Source organism: Marivita sp. (assembly GCF_020055635.1).
In the GTDB taxonomy this organism is placed as follows: Bacteria; Pseudomonadota; Alphaproteobacteria; order Rhodobacterales; family Rhodobacteraceae; genus Marivita.
Genome location: NZ_JAIPUT010000005.1, coordinates 24,077 through 43,198, shown reverse-complemented (window position 1 = coordinate 43,198; position 19,122 = coordinate 24,077). Strand labels below are relative to the sequence as shown.

Here is a 19,122-nt window from a genome sequence, read left to right as displayed (position 1 = left end):
GAATTCCCTCAGCCAAGCATCGCCTGAATTGCGATGGCCGCGAAATAGATCGACAGAAGCAAGACGCTTTCCCGTCCGATCCCCGCAGGTCCCTGTTTTTCGCGGAACAGAAGCCCGAGCATCAAGACACCGGTCATGATCATCGCCACCGCCAACCAGAACAGGTCGCTTCGTTCGATTGCGTGGTACAACGATCCCTCTCGATACCCGATATCGGAAATGGTCAGGAACAGGGTGTCGAACGTATTGCCCCCGATGATCCCGCCGACGGCAAGCTGCAACGCGCCACGGCGGACGGCGGCCAGCGTGGTGACGAGTTCGGGCAGCGAAGTGACAACCGCGGTCATCAAGGCTCCGACCAGCGAGGCAGACAACCCAAGACGGTCCGTCAACTGCGCACCGACCTGCGAAATCACCCAGCCCGCACTGCCCATGACAAGCATGAGGCCAACGAACTGAACGATGAGCCCCCGTGCCGGCTGGTCCGGACTGTCGCCCTCGTCCGGCGTATCGTCGCGTGTCTCTTCGGTCTCGACCGGCCGCCACATCGGCGACTGTCGCAAGCGCGACGTGGCGACGACGCCGACACCGTAGATGGCCGCCAATGCGAGCGACGCCGGATGAACGCCGAAAACCGCGATTTCAGGTGCCGCGTAGGCTGCAAAGGGGACGGACAGAAGCAGAAGAAGCTGGCCACACTGGAACACGTTGGCGAGTTCGGCAGAGGCATGCTCGAGATTGGCGCGTCGATACAGGAGATCCGCCACGGCGAGAAATGCGGTCTGTGCCGCGATGCCCCCGATGCCGTTCGAAAAGGCCAGTGACGCGCGCCCATCAAGCGCCGCCGTCAGCGAAACCACCGTGCCCGAAAAAGATGTGGCGCCGCCCAGCAGGACACCGCCGATCAGCGCCTCGCCGAATCCGGTCCGGTCGGCGATGCGATCTGCAAGGCCGGTCATCCGAAGGCCGGAAATCAAGACGATGACGGCAGCAACGCCGCCGATGGCCAGAAGCGCGGTCAGAGTGAAAGCGTCAAACACCCCCGTTCAACGCGCCGGGCGCGATCGGGTTCACGCTTGAATCCGGTTTTTTTGAGTGCCGGTCGATGTCTGCGGGAACATCTGCGCCCATAGAGGCTCCGGAACAAAGCCCGCCAAGGCAACGTTTCGGCGACACTGCAAAATTCGCAAGCGCACTGGGAGTGCCTTTCATGGAGAACCGCCCGCCTCGGAAATTCGCAATGCCCGGCATGTCCAGAACGGGCGTGTGGTTGACGGGGGCAATTTTTGCGATCCTCGCCATCTGGCTGTTGCGCACCGCAGCGATCGTTGCTGTCCCGGTGACATTTGCCGTGCTCATCGCCCTGATGCTGGCACCTCTCGATCAGAAGATAAAACGCGCGCTGCCAAGATGGATCGGTTGGCTTGCCCATTTTCTTGTCATCCTGTTCCTGATTGCGATTATCTGTCTGCTGTTCGGCGCGCTTTACTTCGCGGCGCTCCAGGCGCTTCAGGTGCTTCCCAGCATTTCTGACGAAATAAACGCGCTGATGCCGCAGGCCGGATCCGACGGGAACAGCGAAACAGCGCCGCTTGCCGAAGACCTGCGCGCCGTCTGGGGCAATGCCGGCGGCATGATCGGCGGCTGGATCGTCGATCGTGCCACCACTGTCGCCGAGGCAGCCGCGACAATGACCGGCGCCTTCCTGTCCGCCTTGATCGTCATTCTTTTCATCGTTCTTCTCGCGTTGGCCGAAGCGCCGTGCTGGGCCGCGAAAGCCCGGGATCTGGTGGACGAAAACGGGCGCAGCGCCTTGGACAAGGCCACCGGATCGATCACGCTCAGGCTGCACCGCTTCTTGCTGGTCCGGACATTCGTCGGGATGCTCACGGCCGGACTCTATGTCGGATGGCTCGCGATCTTCGGGATAGACCTGCTGGTGGTCTGGGCCGTTCTGACCTTCATCCTCACCTATATCCCCAGCCTCGGGTCGGTGATTTCAGGAGCGCTTCCGGTCCTCTACGCCTTTCTGGTGGTAGACCCCGCGACGGCGTTCTGGATCGGCGTCGGCATCTTCGCAATCGAGCAGTTGCTCGGAAATCTTGTTGACCCATTGTTGCAGGGCCAGCAGATCGTGCTGGCCCCGACCGTGATCCTGGTCTCGCTGATGTTCTGGAGCTGGGTCTGGGGGATTGCCGGAGCATTCCTGGCCACACCGATCATGCTGTGCATGCTGGTCATCTTCCATCGCATCGAGGCGTTACGCGGCGTGGCGTTGTTGCTCAGCAACCAGGAAAATCTGGAGGAACTGGACGCGGCCCTTGCAGATTGATCCCGTGTCAAAGGGTCCTCGTCTGGACCGCTTGCTGCACACACGGGCGGAACCCTGACACATCTGTGGCGTTAATCGCCAAACCTACAGGAACCTCGCAACATGACAACGACGCTTCCGCATCGCCCTCAATTGCTTGTCATCGGCGCAGGCGTTGCGGGAGGCTTGGTCGCGCAGCGCGCCGCCGAAGCCGGGATGCGCGTCACCATCCTGTGCGACGGGCCAGAGCTTGACCGCACACAACTCGTGGACCGATTCCGCCAGGCCGATCCGCAGACGATGATGTCTCCGTATCCGGTTGTGCCTCACGCCCCGCAGCCACAGGTCGCGCGCACCGACGACTACCTCATCCAGAAAGGCCCGCGCCCCTACAATCAGCAATATATCCGCGCCGTGGGCGGCACGACCTGGCATTGGGCCGCATCGACGTGGCGGTACCTTCCGAACGACATGAAGCTCAGGACACTTTATGGCGTCGGACGCGATTGGCCGCTCGATTACTGGGACATCGAGCCGTGGTACGCCGAGGCCGAGCGCGCATTGGGCGTCGCGGGCCCCGAGGATGCGCCCTTCGATGCGCCCCGGTCGTCGCCCTACCCCATGCCGCCAGCCCCGTTCTCCTACATGGACCAGATCTTTCACGAGGAACTACAGCGGCTTGGCTATGCCCATATCAGCGCCCCGCAGGCGCGCAACAACCAGCAGGTCTATGACGGACGTCCGCCATGCTGCGGGAATGCCAACTGCATGCCGATCTGCCCGATCGGTGCGCAATATTCCGGAAACATGTCGATCGAAAAGGCTCAGGCGGCAGGCGCGCAACTGATCACCGATGCGGTGGTTCACCGCTTGGAGGTCGGCGAGGACGGTCGCATCACGGCCGCACGATACCTGACCCCGAGCCGCGAAGAGTTCCGGGTCGAGGCCGATCGCTTCGTGCTCGCTGCCAACGGGATCGAAGGACCGAAGATCATGCTGATGTCGACGCAGGACCGCGCGCCGCAAGGCGTGGGCAACAGCTCGGACATGGTGGGCCGCAACCTGATGGATCACCCCGGAACGTCATCTTCCTTCGACAGCGAAAGGCCGCTCTGGCCGGGGCGCGGCCCCAACGTGATTTCGGCGATCACCAGCCTTCGGGATGGCGACTTCCGCAGCGAATACTCCGCGCGCAAGATGATGATCCTGAACATGAACCCGGTCGAAGGCATCGCGCTGGCGGCGATTGACGAAGGTCTGACGGGCGACGCGCTTCGAAACGCGGTGCGCCACCGAACCGCACGGCGTCAGGTCATCACGGCGTTCCACGAACAGTTGCCGGATCCCTCGAACCGCATGCGCCCCTCGACCGAGGGGCTGACCGATGCGCTCGGCCTGCCGCGTCCCGAGATTCATTACGATGTCGACGACTACGTGACACGCGCTGCGGAAGACACGAAACGCCGCGTCGAAGAGATTGCCGAACGGTTCGGCGCCGCCCCCGGAAGCGTCGAGCATAACGAGGGATATCTGCCGAACAACCATATCACCGGCGCAACGATCATGGGGGAAGATCCTCGCGACAGCGTGGTCAACAGCGACTGCCGGACGCATGACCACCCCAATCTCTGGATCAGTTCGTCTTCGAACTTTCCCTCCGTTTCCAGCGTGAATGTCACGCTCACCATCGCGGCGCTTGCCCTGAGACTGGGAGAGCACATCGCAACCGAGGCACAGCCATGATGCAGAAAAGACACAAGACCGTGGCCGTTGCTATCGCGCTGTTGGCGACCCCGGTGGCCCATGCACAGTCGATGGATGTGTTGCTGAATTGCAGCACCTGTCACGTTGCCTCCCCCGATCCCGAGGCCACCGCGACCGCGGGACGGGAAATCTATCCCGTCCTGAACGGCCAGCCGGCCCGCTATATCGAACGACAGTTGATGGCGTATCGACAGGGGCTGCGCCAGCATCGGCAAATGGAGCAGACTGCCTTGGCTCTGGGCGAAGGAGCCGGGGCGATGGCACGGCTCTATGCCGGCGCGCCGCATCCCGACCTGGTGTTCCGCGACCCGCCCGAGGATCATGCGACGGCGCTGGATCTTGTCGAGGACGGGGATTGGTCGCGGGGTCTGGCGCCCTGCGCAAGCTGCCACTCGCTTGACCCCGAGGACGACCGCGCCCGCCTGTCTCCGCGCCTGCACGGCCAGCCCGAGGCTTATCTGGCAGATCAGCTGCGCGCCTATGCCGACGGCACGCGATCCTCCGACCCGATGGGCCGCATGCGCGCCTATTCCGAACGGCTGACGCCGTCCGAAATTTCGGCTTTGGCGCGCTATTTCGCGCGTTGGACGCCGGACACCGAAAGTGCGCAAGGGGAATCGGAATGACACGTACACCCACCCTGACCCGCCGTTCTGTCCTTGGCGGCGTCTCCGCAGCGGCGCTGCTTCCCGGTTGGGCATCCGCGCAGGCCAGCGGACCGTCGGTCGCCGCTTTCGCGGCGAAATGTCGGGAATTGACGGGCTTCGATCCGATCCCACGCGCCTTGCTGATGGGCGTCCGCGAAATCTATTCCGCGACTGATCAAGCCGCCCTTGTCGCGGATCAGGCTGACGATGCGTTGCACGCATCGCTGCTCAAGGCGCTTTATACCGGCATGCACCGGCCGGAAGATGGCGAGCCCGGTCGCTTTGCCTATTCCAGTGCCCTGATGTACGCGGCCGTGGAGGACAGTCTGAACGTTCCCAGCTATTGCGGAGGACTGCCGGGCTTCTGGGCTGAGAAACCGGCTGACGTCTGACCGCAGGTCACCCCAGAATGGCCTTGAGAGACAGATCCGCCTCGCGCGGTTGGCGCAGTTCGAGTGCGGAATGGAGATCGACAAGATGGCTGCGCATCAGGTCTTCGGCGCGGTCCTGATTCTTGTCCCGTATCGCTTCTACCAGCGAATGATGCGCATGTTTTTCGCACAGGGCGCTCTCGCGCTTCCAGTACAGGGCCACGATCAACGAAGATCGGGCAATGAGGTGTTCGATGAAACCGGCAATGATCGACTGGTCCGCAATGCGGGAAATGTGGATGTGCAACTGCCCGGACAGGTATAGCGCCTTGCCCTGATCGGCCTGGGCCAGAGCTTCATGTTCTTTCTCGATATGCGCCTGAAGCATCGCGATGTCTTCGGGGGTGGCCTTCAGCGCGGCCATGCGCGCGCAGCGCGGTTCCAGCAATTCACGGGTTTCAAACACCTCGCGGGCTTCCTTGGGCGTTGGTTTCGCCACGAAGGCTCCGCGGTTGCGCTGCGTTTCGACCAGGTGACCATGCGCCAGGGACTGAAGCGCCGTGCGGATGATCGTACGGGACACACCGTATATTTCAGCAAGCTCGCCTTCGCCCAGTTTGGTGCCCGGGGCCAGCCGTTGTTCATGGATCGCCTGTGACAGGGCCTGGCATACCAGATCGCTTGATGGCGCGTCGCCACGCCGTGCCAGTGCCTCGCCAACCGCTTCATTCATAGCAATGTCCTTTGCGAATCGTGATGCCATGTCACTCCTTTGACGACAAGTACCGCAGAGGTTGAGAGCGAAATTTGACCAAAGTGTATACAATATTGTGCACAAAATCTGAGCAGCTGCCCCTCAAAACGACCGATGATGCACCGTCTGGGAAACTCCGATGCATTTGCGGCCCGAATGTCTTCCCGAAGGCGGAACATAACCGCTTTGTTCAAAGCAGCATCAGGGGGAAGCATGAACGCTGCGAAACAGGATCTCGAGCTGGTGTCGCTTACCAAGCGGTATGGCGACACCGTGGCGGTCGACACGATAAGCCACCATTTCAAACCGGCGAGCTATACCTGCCTGCTTGGTCCGTCGGGGTGCGGCAAGTCGTCGACGCTTCGCATGATCGCAGGTCACGAGACCGTATCGGAAGGGTCCATCCTTCTCGCAGGGCGCGACATCTCGCCCTTGCCTCCGGCGCAGCGCGGCACGGCGATGATGTTTCAGAACTACGCACTTTTTCCGCATCTGAGCGTTCTCGACAACGTGGCTTTCAGCCTCAAGATGAAGGGCGTCGACAAGTCCGAACGTGACAAGAAAGCCGGCGAGATGCTGGAACTCGTGGATTTGACCGCTCTCAAGGATCGGCGCCCGGCGCAGCTTTCGGGTGGTCAGCAACAGCGCGTCGCCCTGGCGCGTGCCTTGATCACCCGCCCACAGGTCCTCTTGCTGGACGAACCACTGTCGGCGCTGGACCCGTTCCTGCGGATCCGCATGCGCAGCGAGCTTCGCAAGTTGCAGAAAGAGCTGGGCATCAGTTTCCTGCACGTCACCCACGGTCAGGACGAAGCCTTGGCGCTCGCCGACGAAGTCGTGGTGATGAACAACGCGGTCATCGAACAGGCCGGTCCCGCCCGCGAAGTGTTCAATGCGCCCCGCACCAAATTCGTGGCGCAGTTCATGGGCGGTCACAACGTCATTTCCCTGCCCGAAGGCCAGGTGGCAATCCGCTCCGATGCCGTGGCGCCCACCGAAGCCGGGCAGGGCCGGATCGAGGCCAGCGTGGTCGCCGTCGAATACCAGGGCACGCATGTGTCGATCCTCACGCGGGCGCAAGGAGACCAGGAGGTGACAGCCGTGGTCCCGGATGCCGATTTCTACGCCAGCCCGCACAATCCAGGCGACCTGATCGGGCTGACCTGGGACCAGACCAACCAACACCACCTGACCGCCTGAAACGCGGCGTTTGACACTGACAAGGAGAAGAAGATGACACGATACACGAAAAGAAACGGGCTGAGCCGCCGGACATTGCTCAAGACGGGGGTGGCTGCCGCCGCCGGCACCGTCGCCGCACCGATGGTCTGGGCGCAGTCCAACATCGTTCTGAGACAGGCGGGCACCGGCGTGTCGGCCTTCAACGAGATCGCCGACAAGGCACTCGAAGACCTTGGCATCACGCTCGAAATGACCGCGCTGGATTCCGACAGCGTCACTCAGCGTGTGGCCACCCAGCCCGACAGCTTCGACATCGCGGACATCGAATACTGGATCTGCAAGAAGGTGTGGCCCACAGGCAACCTTCAGGCCATGGATACCTCCCGGATCGCGAATTACGACAAGATCGCCGGCACCTTCCGGACCGGCAAGTTGACCCCGACAAGCGAGATCGCACAAGGCACCGCGCCGCACACGGTCGGGTTTGTCGACGGGCCTGACGGCACCTCATTCGTCGACAACGAAAGCGGCTGGATGACCCTCATCCCGACGATCTACAACGCCGACACGCTGGGCATCCGCCCCGATCTCATCGGCCGTCCGATCAGCAACTGGTCCGAGCTTCTGAACACCGAGTTCAAGGGCAAGGCGTCGATCCTCGACATCTCTTCGATCGGCATCATGGACATGGCGATGGTCTGCGAATCCATGGGTGAGATCACCTATGCCGACAAGGGCAACATGACCCGCGAAGAGATCGACAAGACATTGGCGATCTTCACCGAAGCCAAGCAGAACGGCCAGTTCCGCGCGTTCTGGAAATCCTTTGACGAAAGCGTCAACCTGATGGCCTCGGGCGAGGTTGTGATCCAGTCGATGTGGTCGCCGGCGATCACCGCCGTGCGCGCGCAGGGCGTGCCCTGCGTCTACCAGCCGCTTGAAGAAGGCTACCGGTCCTGGGGCGGCGGGATGGGTCTTGCGGCCAGCCTCGAGGGCGCCAAGCTCGATGCGGCGTATGAATACATCAACTGGTACCTGTCCGGCTGGGCCGGCGGCTTCCTCATGCGTCAGGGTTATTACTCGGCCGTGCCCGAAACCTCCAAGCTGTTCATGTCCGACGACGAATGGGGCTTCTGGTACGAAGGCAAGGAATCCCAAAGCGACATCGTCAGCCCGCAGGGTGTGGTTCTCGAAGGACCGGGCGCGGTGCGCGACGGCGGATCGTTCCTTGACCGGATGGGGGCCGTGGCCTGCTGGAACTCTGTCATGGACGAGAACCAGTACATGGTCCGCAAGTGGAACGAATTCATCGCGGCGTGACCGCCGTTCAGGGGCGCAGTCACTGCGCCCCTGCCTCTTTCTGACGGGCCAACCGGAACACCATGCAAAATCTGCGCGAAAGCAAATCCCTGATCGGCTGGCTGATGGTCTCTCCATTGGCGCTTGTTCTGGGGGTCTTCCTTGTTCTGCCGATCATCATGATCACCATTGTCAGCTTCTGGCAGGCAACCGAGTTTTCAATCATCCCGGCATTCGAATTCGACAATTACGAATTCCTGTTCGGATCACCGGTGACGTACACCGTCTTTCTGAACACCTTCAAATACGCCATCATCACGTGGGTTTTCACGTTCCTGATCGGGTTTACCGTTGCCTATTACCTGGCCTTTCACATCCACAGCCTGACATGGCAGGTCGCGCTGTTTCTGCTGTGCACGATCCCGTTCTGGACCTCGAACATCATCCGCATGATCAGCTGGATTCCGTTTCTCGGGCGCAACGGCATCGCCAACACCACCTTGATTTCGTGGGGGGTCATAGACGAGCCGTTGGAATGGCTTCTGTTCAGCGACTTCTCGGTCGTTCTGGCCTTCGTGCATCTTTACACGCTCTTCATGGTGGTGCCGATCTTCAACACCATGATGCGCATCGACAAGAGCCTCATCGAGGCGGCGCGGGACGGCGGCGCGAATGGCGCGCAGATCCTCTGGAACGTCATCCTGCCGCTGACCAAGCCGGGCATCATGATCGGAACCATCTTCGTGGTCACGCTGGTCATGGGCGATTTCTTCACCGTCAGGATCATGTCGGGCAGCCAGTCCGCCAATGTCGGTCGTCTGATTTCCAACGACATTGCATTGCTGCAATACCCGTCCGCCTCGGCCACGGCCATCGTGCTTTTGCTGACGGTGCTGATCGTCATCGGCATCCTTCTGCGGTTCGTCGATATCCGGAAGGAGCTTTGAGATGGAACCCAGACCGCGCTCCTTCTATGTTCTGACAGCGTTCTTCGCGCTGTTCATCCTGTTTCTCTACGGTCCGACACTGACCATCGGCATCCTGTCCTTCCAGGGACCGGGGGGTGGTCTGACCTTTCCGATGCGGGGCGTGTCGCTTTACTGGTTCTTCGACCTCTTCGAGCAGCAGGCGGTGGGTGACATCTGGGGCAGCTTCCGGCGCAGCCTTGCGCTTGGCTTCATGGTGATGGTCACCACGATCGTCGTGTCGGTCATGGGTGGGCTGGCCTTTCGCAAGCGGTTTCCCGGGTCCACGATCCTGTTCTACCTGATTATCACCGCTCTGGTGATCCCGTCGATCCTGATCTCGCTGGGGGTTGGCCTGTTGTTCAACCAGGCGGGGATCAATGTGCATTGGTCCACCTCGGGCTTTGGCGCGCAGCTGACCTGGACCTTACCCTTCGGGCTTCTGATCATGTTCGCCGTCTTCAACCGGTTCGACAAAAGCTACGAGGAAGCGGCACGGGATCAGGGCGCGACGGCCTGGCAGACGATCCGCTACGTGGTCCTGCCTATCATCGCGCCATCGCTGATCGGCGTGGCTCTGTTCGGCTTCACGCTGAGCTATGACGAATTCGCGCGCACGCTGCTGACCTCGGGCAGCAAGAACACGCTGCCGCTGGAAATCTACGGCATGACAACCAACGTGACCTCACCCGTCCTGTATGCGCTTGGCACGCTGACCACGGTGTTTTCGTTGCTCGTGATCGGGTTCTTCCTCGGTGTCGCGGTGTGGATGAACCGCCGCCGGGCCAGCAAGGGGTCGGATGCCGGCAAGGGGCTGGTATGATCGTCATCATCAACCCCAACAGCACCGAAAGCATGACCGCAGCGATTCTGGCCACGGCGCGCAAGGCAGCCCCGGATGCGATGATCGAGGCCTGGACCTCGCATGATGGTCCACCTGCCATTCAGGGACCCGAAGACGGCGAGGCCTGCATCCCACCGCTGCTCAAGCTGGTCGAGAGAGCATCCCGCGCGGGCGCGCGGTTGATCGTGATCGCGTGCGCCGACGACACCGGCCTGACCGAAGCCCGCACCCTTGCCACGTGTCCGGTGATCGGGATCGGACAGGCGGCCTATCATCTGGCCGCTCTTGCCGGGCCAAGGTTTTCTGTCATTACCACCCTGCCGGTGTCGACACCCGTGCTTGAGGACAACATCGCGTCCTATGGGCTTGCGGGCCAGCTTGCCAAAATCCGGGCCAGCGGCGTTCCGGTTCTCGCGCTTGAGACCGATCGCGACGCATCGACCGAGCAGGTTCTCGCAACAATCCGCCACGCTCAGGCCGAAGACGACATTCAGTCGGTCGTACTGGGCTGTGCCGGCATGTCCCATGTTCCTCAGGCCGCCGGCCCCGACATCACGGTTCGCATGATCGATGGCGTCAAGGCAGCCGTACAGATCGGGGCACTCCTGTGACCGGGGCGGGTCTCTTTCGGGCCGGTACCGCCATGTTTCCACCGCACACAAGGAGCGTCCCCGATGCGTAAACTCGTCACCGCAGCCGCCCAGATGGGACCGATCGCCAAATCGGAAACCCGTGTGCACACCGTCGCACGTCTGCTTGAGATGATGCGCGAGGCCAAGGGGCGTGGCTGCGAACTCGTGGTTTTTCCCGAGCTTGCCCTGACCACGTTTTTTCCCCGCTGGATGATCGAGGACGAGGCAGAACTGGACAGCTACTACGAGACGGACATGCCCGGCCCCGCGACCCAACCGCTTTTCGACGCGGCCAAGGATCTGGGGATCGGGTTTTATCTTGGCTATGGTGAACTGGTCGTGGTGGATGGCGTCAAGCGGCGCTTCAACACCTCGATCCTTGTCGATCAGGGCGGCAACATCGTCAGCACCTATCGCAAGGTTCATCTGCCGGGTCACGCGGAACCGCAGCCGGGCCGCGACTTTCAACATCTTGAAAAGCTGTATTTCGAACCCGGCGATCTGGGCTTTCCCGTGGTCAAGGCTTTCGGAGGTCACATGGGCATGGCCATCTGCAACGACCGGCGCTGGCCCGAAACCTACCGCGTGATGGGCCTTCAGGATGTCGAAATGGTCATGCTTGGCTACAACACGCCCTTCGGTCATGTCGGCGAACAGGCGATGGACAGCCTCACGTTGTTCCACAACCTTCTTTCAATGCAGGCCGGTGCCTATCAGAACGCCACTTGGGTTGTGGGAACGGCAAAATGTGGCAACGAAGAAGGCTCGGCCATGGGCGGGCAAAGCGTGATCGTCGCGCCATCGGGCGAAATCGCGGCGCAGGCCGTCACGGTCGAGGACGAGGTGATCACCGCTGCCTGCGACCTGGATATGGGCAAGACCTACAAACAGACGGTGTTTGACTTCGCCGCGCATCGACGCCCCGAACATTACGGATTGATCGTCGAACGCACCGGCGCAATTCCCCCCGCGTAAAGGAGCCCCCGCATGTCGACCCTAATCAAAGGTGGCACAATCGTCACAGCCGATCGCACCTACGCCGCTGATGTCCTGATCGAGGGCCAGACCATCGCCGCGATCGGCCCTGAGCTGACCGGCGACACAGTGCTGGATGCCTCGGGCTGCTACGTCATGCCCGGCGGGATTGATCCGCATACCCATCTGGAAATGCCCTTCATGGGCACACGCACCGCCGAGACATGGGAAAGCGGCACCTTTGCCGCGGCCTCTGGCGGCACCACGATGGTGGTGGATTACATCATTCCGGGCGAGGACGGCATCCTCGCGGCGCTGGACGAATGGGAAGAGCGGGCCGCGCGGCAGGCCTCCTGCGACTACAGCTTTCACATGGCGATCACCGGCTGGTCGGAACAGATCTTCAACGACATGGCGGTCGTGGTCGAACGCGGCGTGAACAGCTTCAAGCATTTCATGGCCTACAAGGGCGCGCTGATGGTGAACGACGACGAGATGTTCGCGTCGTTCACCCGCTGCGCCGCATTGGGCGCCTTGCCGTTCGTGCATGCGGAAAACGGCGATCTGGTGGCCTCGCTTCAGGAAAAATACCTGGCCGAGGGCAGTACCGGGCCAGAGGCGCATGCCTATTCCCGCCCCGCCTCGGTCGAGGGGGAAGCGACCAACCGCGCCATAACCATCGCCGATGCCGCCGGAGTGCCGGTCTATATCGTGCACACCAGCAGCGAAGACGCGCACGAGGCGATCCGTCGCGCGCGGCAGAACGGGCAGCGTGTCTGGGGTGAACCGCTGATCCAGCATCTGCTGCTTGACGAAGGCGAATACGCGCATCCCGACTGGGACCATGCGGCGCAGCGCGTGATGTCACCGCCTTTTCGGGACAAGAAGCATCAGGACGGGCTTTGGGCCGGTCTGGCAGCCGGTTCGTTGCAGGTCGTCGCAACCGATCATTGCGCCTTCACCACCAAACTGAAACGCATGGGCGTCGGCGATTTCACACGCATCCCGAACGGCACCGGAGGGTTGGAGGACCGGATGTCGCTCCTGTGGACCTATGGCGTGGAAACCGGGCGGCTCACGATGAACGAATTCGTCGGTCTGACCTCGACCAACGTCGCCAAGATCCTGAACATCTATCCCCGAAAGGGGGCGGTTCTGGTCGGCGCGGATGCCGACCTTGTCGTCTGGGATCCGGCTGCGTCAAAGACCATCAGCGCGAAAACCCAGAAATCCGCCATCGACTACAATGTGTTCGAAGGCTTCACGGTCAGCGCCTTGCCGCGCTTTACCCTGTCGCGCGGCGACGTGGTATGGGCGGCCGACGCGAACAGCCAGCCACAGCCCGGACGCGGCCGTTTCATCAAGCGCGACGCCTATCCGCCGGTCAGCCGGGCCTTGTCGACGTGGAAAGAGCTGGTCGCGCCGCGCCCGGTGGCACGCGACCCCAAACACATGCCCATCGGCGTCTGACATCCCAGGAGGAGAAACTGCAATGCCCAAGAAAATCATGTGCGCGTTCGGCACCGATATCGACTCGGTCGCGGGCTGGATCGGCTCTTACGGAGGAGGCGACAGCCCGAACGACATCCAGCGCGGCATCTTCGCGACCGAGGTCGGTGTGCCGCGCCTTTTGCGGCTGTTCGACAAGTATGACCTGAAGACAAGTTTCTTCGCCCCGGGACACTCCATCGAAACCTTCCCGAAAGAGATGGAGATGATCGTCGCGGCCGGTCACGAGATCGGCGCGCATGGGTACTCGCACGAGAACCCGGTGGCGATGACCCCGAGCCAGGAAGAAGAGGTGCTGGTCAAATCCATCGAACTGATCAAGGGGCTGACCGGCAAGGCACCAAGGGGCTACGTCGCGCCGTGGTGGGAAATGTCCGCCTCGACCGCCGACCTGCTGTTGAAACACGGGTTCGATTATGACCACAGCCAGAGCTATCGCGATTTCCAGGTGCATTACGCCCGGTCCGGGGACGAATGGACGCTGATCGACTATACCAAGACCGCCGGAGAGTGGATGAAGCCGCTCAAGCGGGGTCCCGAGATCGACCTCGTGGAGATCGACGCGAACTGGTATGTCGATGACCTGCCGCCGATGATGTTCATCAAGAAGGCGCCGAACAGCCACGGGTTTGTCGATCCCCGCGTGATCGAACAGCTGTGGAAAGACCAGTTCGACTGGGTCTACCGGGAAATGGAGTATGGCGTCTTCGCCATCACCATCCACCCCGACGTGGCGGGCCGTCCGCAGGTGCTTTTGATGCTGGAACGTCTGATCGAGTACATCAACGGGCATGACGGCTGCGAATGGATGAAGTTCGAGGACATCGCCACCGATTTCCGCGCCCGCTATCCGTTCGACGGCGAGGCCCGGCCCGAGGTGATCTGATGTGCAGCGCCTGTGGGTATCCTGCGGCACCGGGGCATTGGACCGAAGCCGGGGCCGCCACGCCGCATGACCGTCTGCGCGAACGGTTCCGCCGTGTTCAGGTCCTGCAAAGGGTTCTCAAGGGAACTGGCGTGACGGCGCATGATGGCGGCGTCATTCCGGGCATACAGGTGATGTCCCTCAGCGGGGCGCAGAGTATCGTGCCCGATCTCGAAGCGGTCTGGCGCGAGGTCGAAACCCTGCGGGGCCGGCCGCTCGATCCACTGGATCCATGACCGACAACAGCGACGGTCGCCTTCGGCTGACCCTTCTTGGCGGGTTTCTGGGGTCGGGCAAGACAACCTGGCTTCGCCATCAGCTATTCGAGCGTCGGTTCGGGCGGGTCCATGTGATCGTGAACGAGGCCGCCGATGCGCCGGTCGACGATGCGTTGCTCGCCGCGGCGGACCGGATGACTCTGCTTTCGGGGGCCTGCGTCTGTTGCGACGGGCAGGACGACCTGCGCCGGACGCTCCTGGCCCTGTGCGACGCGCGCAGCCAGGTGGCCGCACCGGCGGGACGGCTTGAAAACATCGTTCTTGAGACCAGTGGCCTGGCCGATCCGGGTGCGATCCTGTCGATGATCCAGGCGCACCCGGTTCTGGTGCGTCAGATCCTGATCGTCGAAACCATCGTGATCATCGACGCCCAGAACGCGCTTGACCAGATCCGGAAAGAGGCGCTCAGCCGCAAACAGATCGAAGCGGCGGATCGGTTGATCCTGACCAAGACCGACTTGGCAGCTCCAGCCGAGATCGACACGCTGCGCGCCACGCTGGCCCGCCTCGCGCCCGGTGCGGCGCAAACGGCGGCGCGGTTCGGCAATGGTCTGGACCTACCGGCGCTGTCCGAAGACGCGCGCCCTGCCCCGCTGGACCAATTGCCCGACGAAGACAGCCAACCGATCCGGGCAACGCGACTTGATCTGGGCGACAGACCTGACTGGACCGCCTTCACGGTCTGGCTGTCGGCGCTGCTTTATGCGCGCGGCGACCAGGTTGTGCGCGTCAAGGGCGTGGTGCGCACACCGGCGGGTCGGTTGTTGCTGCAAAGCGTGCGGCGGTCGGTTCAATCGCCGGAAATCCTGCCCGACCCCGAGACGTCATGCGACACCGACAACACCATCGCCGTCATCGGACGCGGGTTCACCGAGAACCAACTCGCCGCGTCACTGGCACGGTTTTCGGCGTAAGGGGTGCAGCCGCATGCATCAGATGTCCGGCAAACCCGGCAGCACCTTGTCCAGCGTTGCCGGGTAGTCGCGCACGCGCACGCCGGTGGCATTGAAGATCGCGTTGGTGACCGCCGCACCTGCGCCTGAAATGCCAAGCTCGCCGATGCCTTTCGACTGCAACGGGTTTGCATGCGCGTCGCGTTCCTCGAGAAACATCACCTCGAGCTGCGGAATGTCGAGATTCACTGGCACATGGTACTCGGCGAGATTATGGTTCACGATATGCCCGTCTCGGGGATCGTGCACCAACTCTTCGGTCAGGGCCGCGCCGATCCCGAAGATCATGCCCCCGTGGCACTGGCTCCGTGCGGTCTGTTCGTTGAGAATCCGTCCGGCCGCAAAGCACCCCAGCATTCGCCGCACGCGGGTTTCGCCCGTGACGGCGCTGACGGCGACCTCCGCGAAATGGGCGCCAAAGGCCGCCTGCTGGACTTCCTCGGACGTGTCACCGGGTTCGATATGGCCTTCGACGGTCAAGTCATCGTCGAGGACGGCGCTCAACGGTTCGCGCGTGTTGTTCCGGATGACGGATCCCTCGGTCAGGGTCAGTTGGTCTTCCTCCATGCCCAGCTTTTCGGCCAGCGCGGCGCGAATGTTCTGGCAGGCGACAAAGACCGCCGATCCCGACGATCCGGCGCCCCATGACCCGCCCGAACCAGAAGCAGGCGGAAAGGCCGTGTCCCCAAGCGCCACATTCACACGGTCCAGCGGCAGGCCCAGCATCTCGGCCGTGATCTGCCCGAGGATCGTGTAGGTGCCGGTACCGATGTCGGTCATGTCCGTTTCGACCGTCGCGGTGCCATCCGAGTGCAGGGTGACGCGGGCATGGCTTTCCGACAGGATATTGCCCCGCGCGGCCGAGGCCATGCCAAGGCCGATGAGCCATTCGCCGTCGCGGGTCTGCCCCGGTGTCGGATTGCGTTTGTGCCAGCCGAACGCCCTGGCACCTTCCGTGAGGCAATCGGCGAAGCGGCGCGAGGAATACGGCTTGTCGTCTTCGGGGTGCCTGTCGGGAATGTTCTTCAGGCGCAACTCCACCGGATCGACACCTGCCGCATGGGCCAGTTCGTCCATTGCGTTTTCCAGCGCCAACATCCCGACCGCCTCGCCCGGAGCACGCATGGAACCCGCACAGGTGCGGTTCACACGATGGATAAGGTGCCTGTAGGACCGGTTTGCACCGCCGTAGGTGAAATGCGTGGCCTGAGCGACAGGTTCGCTGAACGCTTCGCCGACAAGGTTCGACACCCAGGCGGAATGTCCGATTCCGGTCAGCTTGCCGTCGGCATCCGCGGCAAGCCGGACCCGTTGACGTGTTTCGGACCGCCGCATCGTCGCTTCGAAGACCTGAGGCCGGGTCAGGACCACCCGCACGGCACGACCCAACTCTTTCGCGGCCAGAGCGGCCCCTACCGCCTCGGGCGCGATGCCAAGCTTCGAGCCGAACCCGCCCCCAACATAAGGCGACTTGATCTGCACCTTTTCGGGATCGACCCCCAGCGAATCCGCCAGTTCGTTCCGGTTGAACTTCAGCATCTGGTAAGAGCCGTGAAGCGTCAGCTCATCCCCTTTCCAGACGGCGATCGAAGCATGCGGCTCCATCGCGGCGCTGTTCTGGCTGGGCGTTGTATAGGTTGCGTCCATGCTGTGCGCCGCGTGTGACATGGCGGTGTCCAGATCGCCGATGTCGATCTGCTTGCTTTCCAGCGATTCCGGTTCTGCGTCTTCGGGCGTGACGGCAGCATCCTCTGCCGCGTCATAGGCAATTTCGAGACCGTGCGCGGCATGGCGCGCCTGCTCGTAGGTCTCGGCCACGACCAGCGCGATGGGCTGACCGAAATACGCGACATCCCGGCCCCCCTGCACGGGCGCCGTGTTGGCCGTGCCTTGCGCCGGGTTTCTCAGCAGCCTTTCATCTGTGATGACGGCACAGACACCCGGGAGCGCCCGGACCGCGTCGAGACCGATCTTCGTGACCTTGCCCTTGGCGATGGTGGCCCGCGCAAAGACGCCCACTGCTTCGGTCCCATCCCCGACCTCTGCCGCGTAGGGCGCGCGGCCGGTCACCTTGAGGGGACCTTCCCGGCGCGGCGTTTCCCGCCCGATGACGCCCTGCGCCATGTCGCCCAGACGGTCCGACTGCGGTTTGTCCAATTTCAGATGCGCGGTCATTGTGCGGCCTCCACGCTCTCCCGCAACACGGCTTTCAACGTGCGCCGGGCAAGCGGTATCTTGAAGTCATTGGCCCCGTAGCCCTTGGCATCGGCCAAGAGGATGTCGGCCGCCTTGTCGAAGATTTCGGGACTTGGTTCTTGCCCTGTCAGGGCGTCTTCCACCTTGGCCACGCGCCAGGGTTTGGGGGCAAGCCCGCCGAACGCCAGAGCACAGGACGCGATCTTGCCGCTCTCGATCCGAAGCACGGCAGCGACGGAGACAAGCGCAAAGGCATAGGACGAACGGTCCCGTACCTTGCGGTAGCGGTGCACTCCCCCCGGCGGTGGCGGCAAGATCACGGCGGTGATCAGATCGCCCTCGTCAAGGGTCGTCTCGATATGCGGGGTCTCGCCAGGCAGAACGTGCAGGTCGACAAGCGGGATGGTCCGGGCAATGCCGGTGGCGCTTTCGATTTCAACCTCGGCATCCAATGCCCGCATCGCCACGGCCATGTCGGACGGATGCGTCGCGATGCAGTGCTCCGAGGTGCCGAGGATCGCAAGAATGCGGTTGAAGCCGTCCCTTGCCTGGCAGCCCGTCCCCGGTTCCCGTTTGTTGCAGGGCATCGCGGTGTCGTAGAAATAGCCGCAGCGGGTGCGCTGAAGAAGATTGCCGCCGGTCGTGGCCTTGTTGCGCAATTGCCCCGACGCCCCGGCCAGCAGCGCGCGGGACAGGACCGCGTAGTCACGGCGCACCACCGGGTGCACGGCCAGATCGCTGTTCGTGACCAGCGCGCCGATCCGCAGCCCACCGGACTCGGTGTGCTCGATCCGGTTCATATCCAGGCGATTGATGTCGACGATCTGCTCGGGGGCCATCACCTCGAGCTTCATGAGATCCAGCAGGTTCGTCCCACCTGCAATGATCGTCGCGCCAGCGGCGGCCTTGGCGGTGGCGTCGGTCGCGCTCGTGGCGCGGGCATAGTCGAAAGCCCTCATGTCGTGCCTCCTTCGGCCGCGTCACGGATTGCATTGACGATGCCGGGATAAGCCGAACACCGGCACAGATTGCCGCTCATCCGCTCGGAGATTTCCGCCTCTGAAAGCGGTGCCGGGCCCTCGAGATCTTCGGAGACATGCGACGGCCAGCCTTGGGAAACCTCTTCGAGCATCGCCGTCGCCGAACAGACCTGTCCGGGGGTGCAGTAGCCACATTGGAACCCGTCATGCCTGACAAAGGCCTCCTGAAGCGCACTCATTGCCCCAGGCTGGCCCAACCCCTCGATGGTGGTGATCTCGTCGCCGTCATGCATGCAGGCCAGCGTCAGGCAGGAATTGATCCGCCGGCCGTTGACGATCATCGTGCACGCGCCGCATTGGCCGTGGTCACAGCCCTTCTTCGATCCGGTGAGGTTGAAGTGATCGCGGATTGCATCAAGCAGCGTCGTTCGGGGATCGGCGTCAAGCGCGTAAGTCTCGCCATTGATCCACAATGTGGTGTGCAGCGACATGAGAGAAACCTTCTCGTTGGACAGGTCCGCACCGTGGGCCGTTCGG

19 protein-coding genes are annotated in these 19,122 nt (G+C 62.6%); 14 read left to right on the top strand and 5 right to left on the bottom strand.

Annotated features, from left to right (window positions below; genetic code table 11):
• Positions 1-8: 8 nt before the first annotated feature.
• Positions 9-1,040 (bottom strand): sodium:calcium antiporter, encoded by a 1,032-nt coding sequence (locus LCF60_RS04130; protein WP_292289850.1) that lies wholly within the window; start codon positions 1,038-1,040, stop codon positions 9-11.
• Positions 1,041-1,249: 209 nt separating this feature from the next.
• Here LCF60_RS04130 and LCF60_RS04125 point away from each other — a divergent pair, with 209 nt between their 5' ends.
• The 4 genes from LCF60_RS04125 to LCF60_RS04110 all read left to right on the top strand — a co-directional run bounded on the left by LCF60_RS04125 (position 1,250) and on the right by LCF60_RS04110 (position 5,114).
• Positions 1,250-2,332, top strand: a complete 1,083-nt coding sequence (locus tag LCF60_RS04125; RefSeq protein ID WP_292289848.1) for an AI-2E family transporter — start codon at positions 1,250-1,252, stop codon at positions 2,330-2,332.
• Positions 2,333-2,434: 102 nt separating this feature from the next.
• Positions 2,435-4,054, top strand: coding sequence for a GMC family oxidoreductase (locus LCF60_RS04120; protein ID WP_292289846.1), 1,620 nt, complete (start codon positions 2,435-2,437; stop codon positions 4,052-4,054).
• On the top strand, positions 4,051-4,701 hold the full coding sequence (locus LCF60_RS04115) for a c-type cytochrome (RefSeq protein ID WP_292289844.1): 651 nt from the start codon (positions 4,051-4,053) through the stop codon (positions 4,699-4,701). The genes LCF60_RS04120 and LCF60_RS04115 overlap by 4 nt, the downstream gene beginning before the upstream one ends.
• The gene (locus tag LCF60_RS04110; RefSeq protein WP_292289843.1) at positions 4,698-5,114 is read left to right on the top strand and encodes a sugar dehydrogenase complex small subunit; all 417 of its coding nucleotides are present in this window, start codon (positions 4,698-4,700) and stop codon (positions 5,112-5,114) included. The genes LCF60_RS04115 and LCF60_RS04110 overlap by 4 nt, the downstream gene beginning before the upstream one ends.
• A gap of 7 nt (positions 5,115-5,121) precedes the next feature.
• Here the strand turns inward: LCF60_RS04110 and LCF60_RS04105 are convergent, their stop codons facing one another.
• The gene (locus LCF60_RS04105) at positions 5,122-5,826 is read right to left on the bottom strand and encodes a GntR family transcriptional regulator (protein WP_292289842.1); all 705 of its coding nucleotides are present in this window, start codon (positions 5,824-5,826) and stop codon (positions 5,122-5,124) included.
• 234 nt (positions 5,827-6,060) lie between these two features.
• Here LCF60_RS04105 and LCF60_RS04100 point away from each other — a divergent pair, with 234 nt between their 5' ends.
• The 10 genes from LCF60_RS04100 (at position 6,061) to LCF60_RS04055 (ending at position 15,370) form a co-directional block, all read left to right on the top strand.
• Positions 6,061-7,047, top strand: coding sequence for an ABC transporter ATP-binding protein (locus LCF60_RS04100; RefSeq protein WP_292289841.1), 987 nt, complete (start codon positions 6,061-6,063; stop codon positions 7,045-7,047).
• Positions 7,048-7,080: 33 nt separating this feature from the next.
• Positions 7,081-8,349 (top strand): extracellular solute-binding protein, encoded by a 1,269-nt coding sequence (locus LCF60_RS04095; RefSeq protein WP_292289840.1) that lies wholly within the window; start codon positions 7,081-7,083, stop codon positions 8,347-8,349.
• Positions 8,350-8,411: 62 nt separating this feature from the next.
• Positions 8,412-9,275 (top strand): ABC transporter permease, encoded by an 864-nt coding sequence (locus LCF60_RS04090; protein ID WP_292289839.1) that lies wholly within the window; start codon positions 8,412-8,414, stop codon positions 9,273-9,275.
• Position 9,276: 1 nt separating this feature from the next.
• Entirely contained in the window at positions 9,277-10,116 is an 840-nt protein-coding gene (locus LCF60_RS04085) for an ABC transporter permease (RefSeq protein WP_292289838.1), read from the top strand.
• Positions 10,113-10,748, top strand: a complete 636-nt coding sequence (locus LCF60_RS04080) for an aspartate/glutamate racemase family protein (protein WP_292289836.1) — start codon at positions 10,113-10,115, stop codon at positions 10,746-10,748. Before LCF60_RS04085 ends, LCF60_RS04080 begins: the two co-directional genes overlap by 4 nt.
• A gap of 63 nt (positions 10,749-10,811) precedes the next feature.
• A complete protein-coding gene (locus tag LCF60_RS04075) occupies positions 10,812-11,744 on the top strand; it encodes an N-carbamoyl-D-amino-acid hydrolase (RefSeq protein WP_292289834.1) in 933 nt (310 codons plus the stop codon).
• A gap of 12 nt (positions 11,745-11,756) precedes the next feature.
• Positions 11,757-13,214 (top strand): dihydropyrimidinase, encoded by a 1,458-nt coding sequence (gene hydA, locus LCF60_RS04070; protein ID WP_292289832.1) that lies wholly within the window; start codon positions 11,757-11,759, stop codon positions 13,212-13,214.
• A 22-nt stretch (positions 13,215-13,236) separates the two neighbouring features.
• The gene (locus tag LCF60_RS04065; protein ID WP_292289830.1) at positions 13,237-14,139 is read left to right on the top strand and encodes a polysaccharide deacetylase; all 903 of its coding nucleotides are present in this window, start codon (positions 13,237-13,239) and stop codon (positions 14,137-14,139) included.
• A complete protein-coding gene (locus LCF60_RS04060; RefSeq protein ID WP_292289829.1) occupies positions 14,139-14,414 on the top strand; it encodes a hypothetical protein in 276 nt (91 codons plus the stop codon). The genes LCF60_RS04065 and LCF60_RS04060 overlap by 1 nt, the downstream gene beginning before the upstream one ends.
• Positions 14,411-15,370: a GTP-binding protein gene (locus LCF60_RS04055; RefSeq protein ID WP_292289828.1), complete on the top strand. Its 960-nt coding sequence runs from the start codon at positions 14,411-14,413 to the stop codon at positions 15,368-15,370. The genes LCF60_RS04060 and LCF60_RS04055 overlap by 4 nt, the downstream gene beginning before the upstream one ends.
• Positions 15,371-15,388: 18 nt before the next feature.
• On the opposite strand, the gene LCF60_RS04050 is transcribed toward LCF60_RS04055, so the two are convergent.
• The 3 genes from LCF60_RS04050 to LCF60_RS04040 are packed head-to-tail and all read right to left on the bottom strand — an operon-like array spanning position 15,389 to position 19,070.
• Positions 15,389-17,584, bottom strand: coding sequence for a xanthine dehydrogenase family protein molybdopterin-binding subunit (locus tag LCF60_RS04050; protein ID WP_292289826.1), 2,196 nt, complete (start codon positions 17,582-17,584; stop codon positions 15,389-15,391).
• Positions 17,581-18,564: a xanthine dehydrogenase family protein subunit M gene (locus tag LCF60_RS04045; RefSeq protein WP_292289824.1), complete on the bottom strand. Its 984-nt coding sequence runs from the start codon at positions 18,562-18,564 to the stop codon at positions 17,581-17,583. Before LCF60_RS04045 ends, LCF60_RS04050 begins: the two co-directional genes overlap by 4 nt.
• Positions 18,561-19,070 (bottom strand): 2Fe-2S iron-sulfur cluster-binding protein, encoded by a 510-nt coding sequence (locus LCF60_RS04040; protein ID WP_292289986.1) that lies wholly within the window; start codon positions 19,068-19,070, stop codon positions 18,561-18,563. Before LCF60_RS04040 ends, LCF60_RS04045 begins: the two co-directional genes overlap by 4 nt.
• Positions 19,071-19,122: the final 52 nt, after the last annotated feature.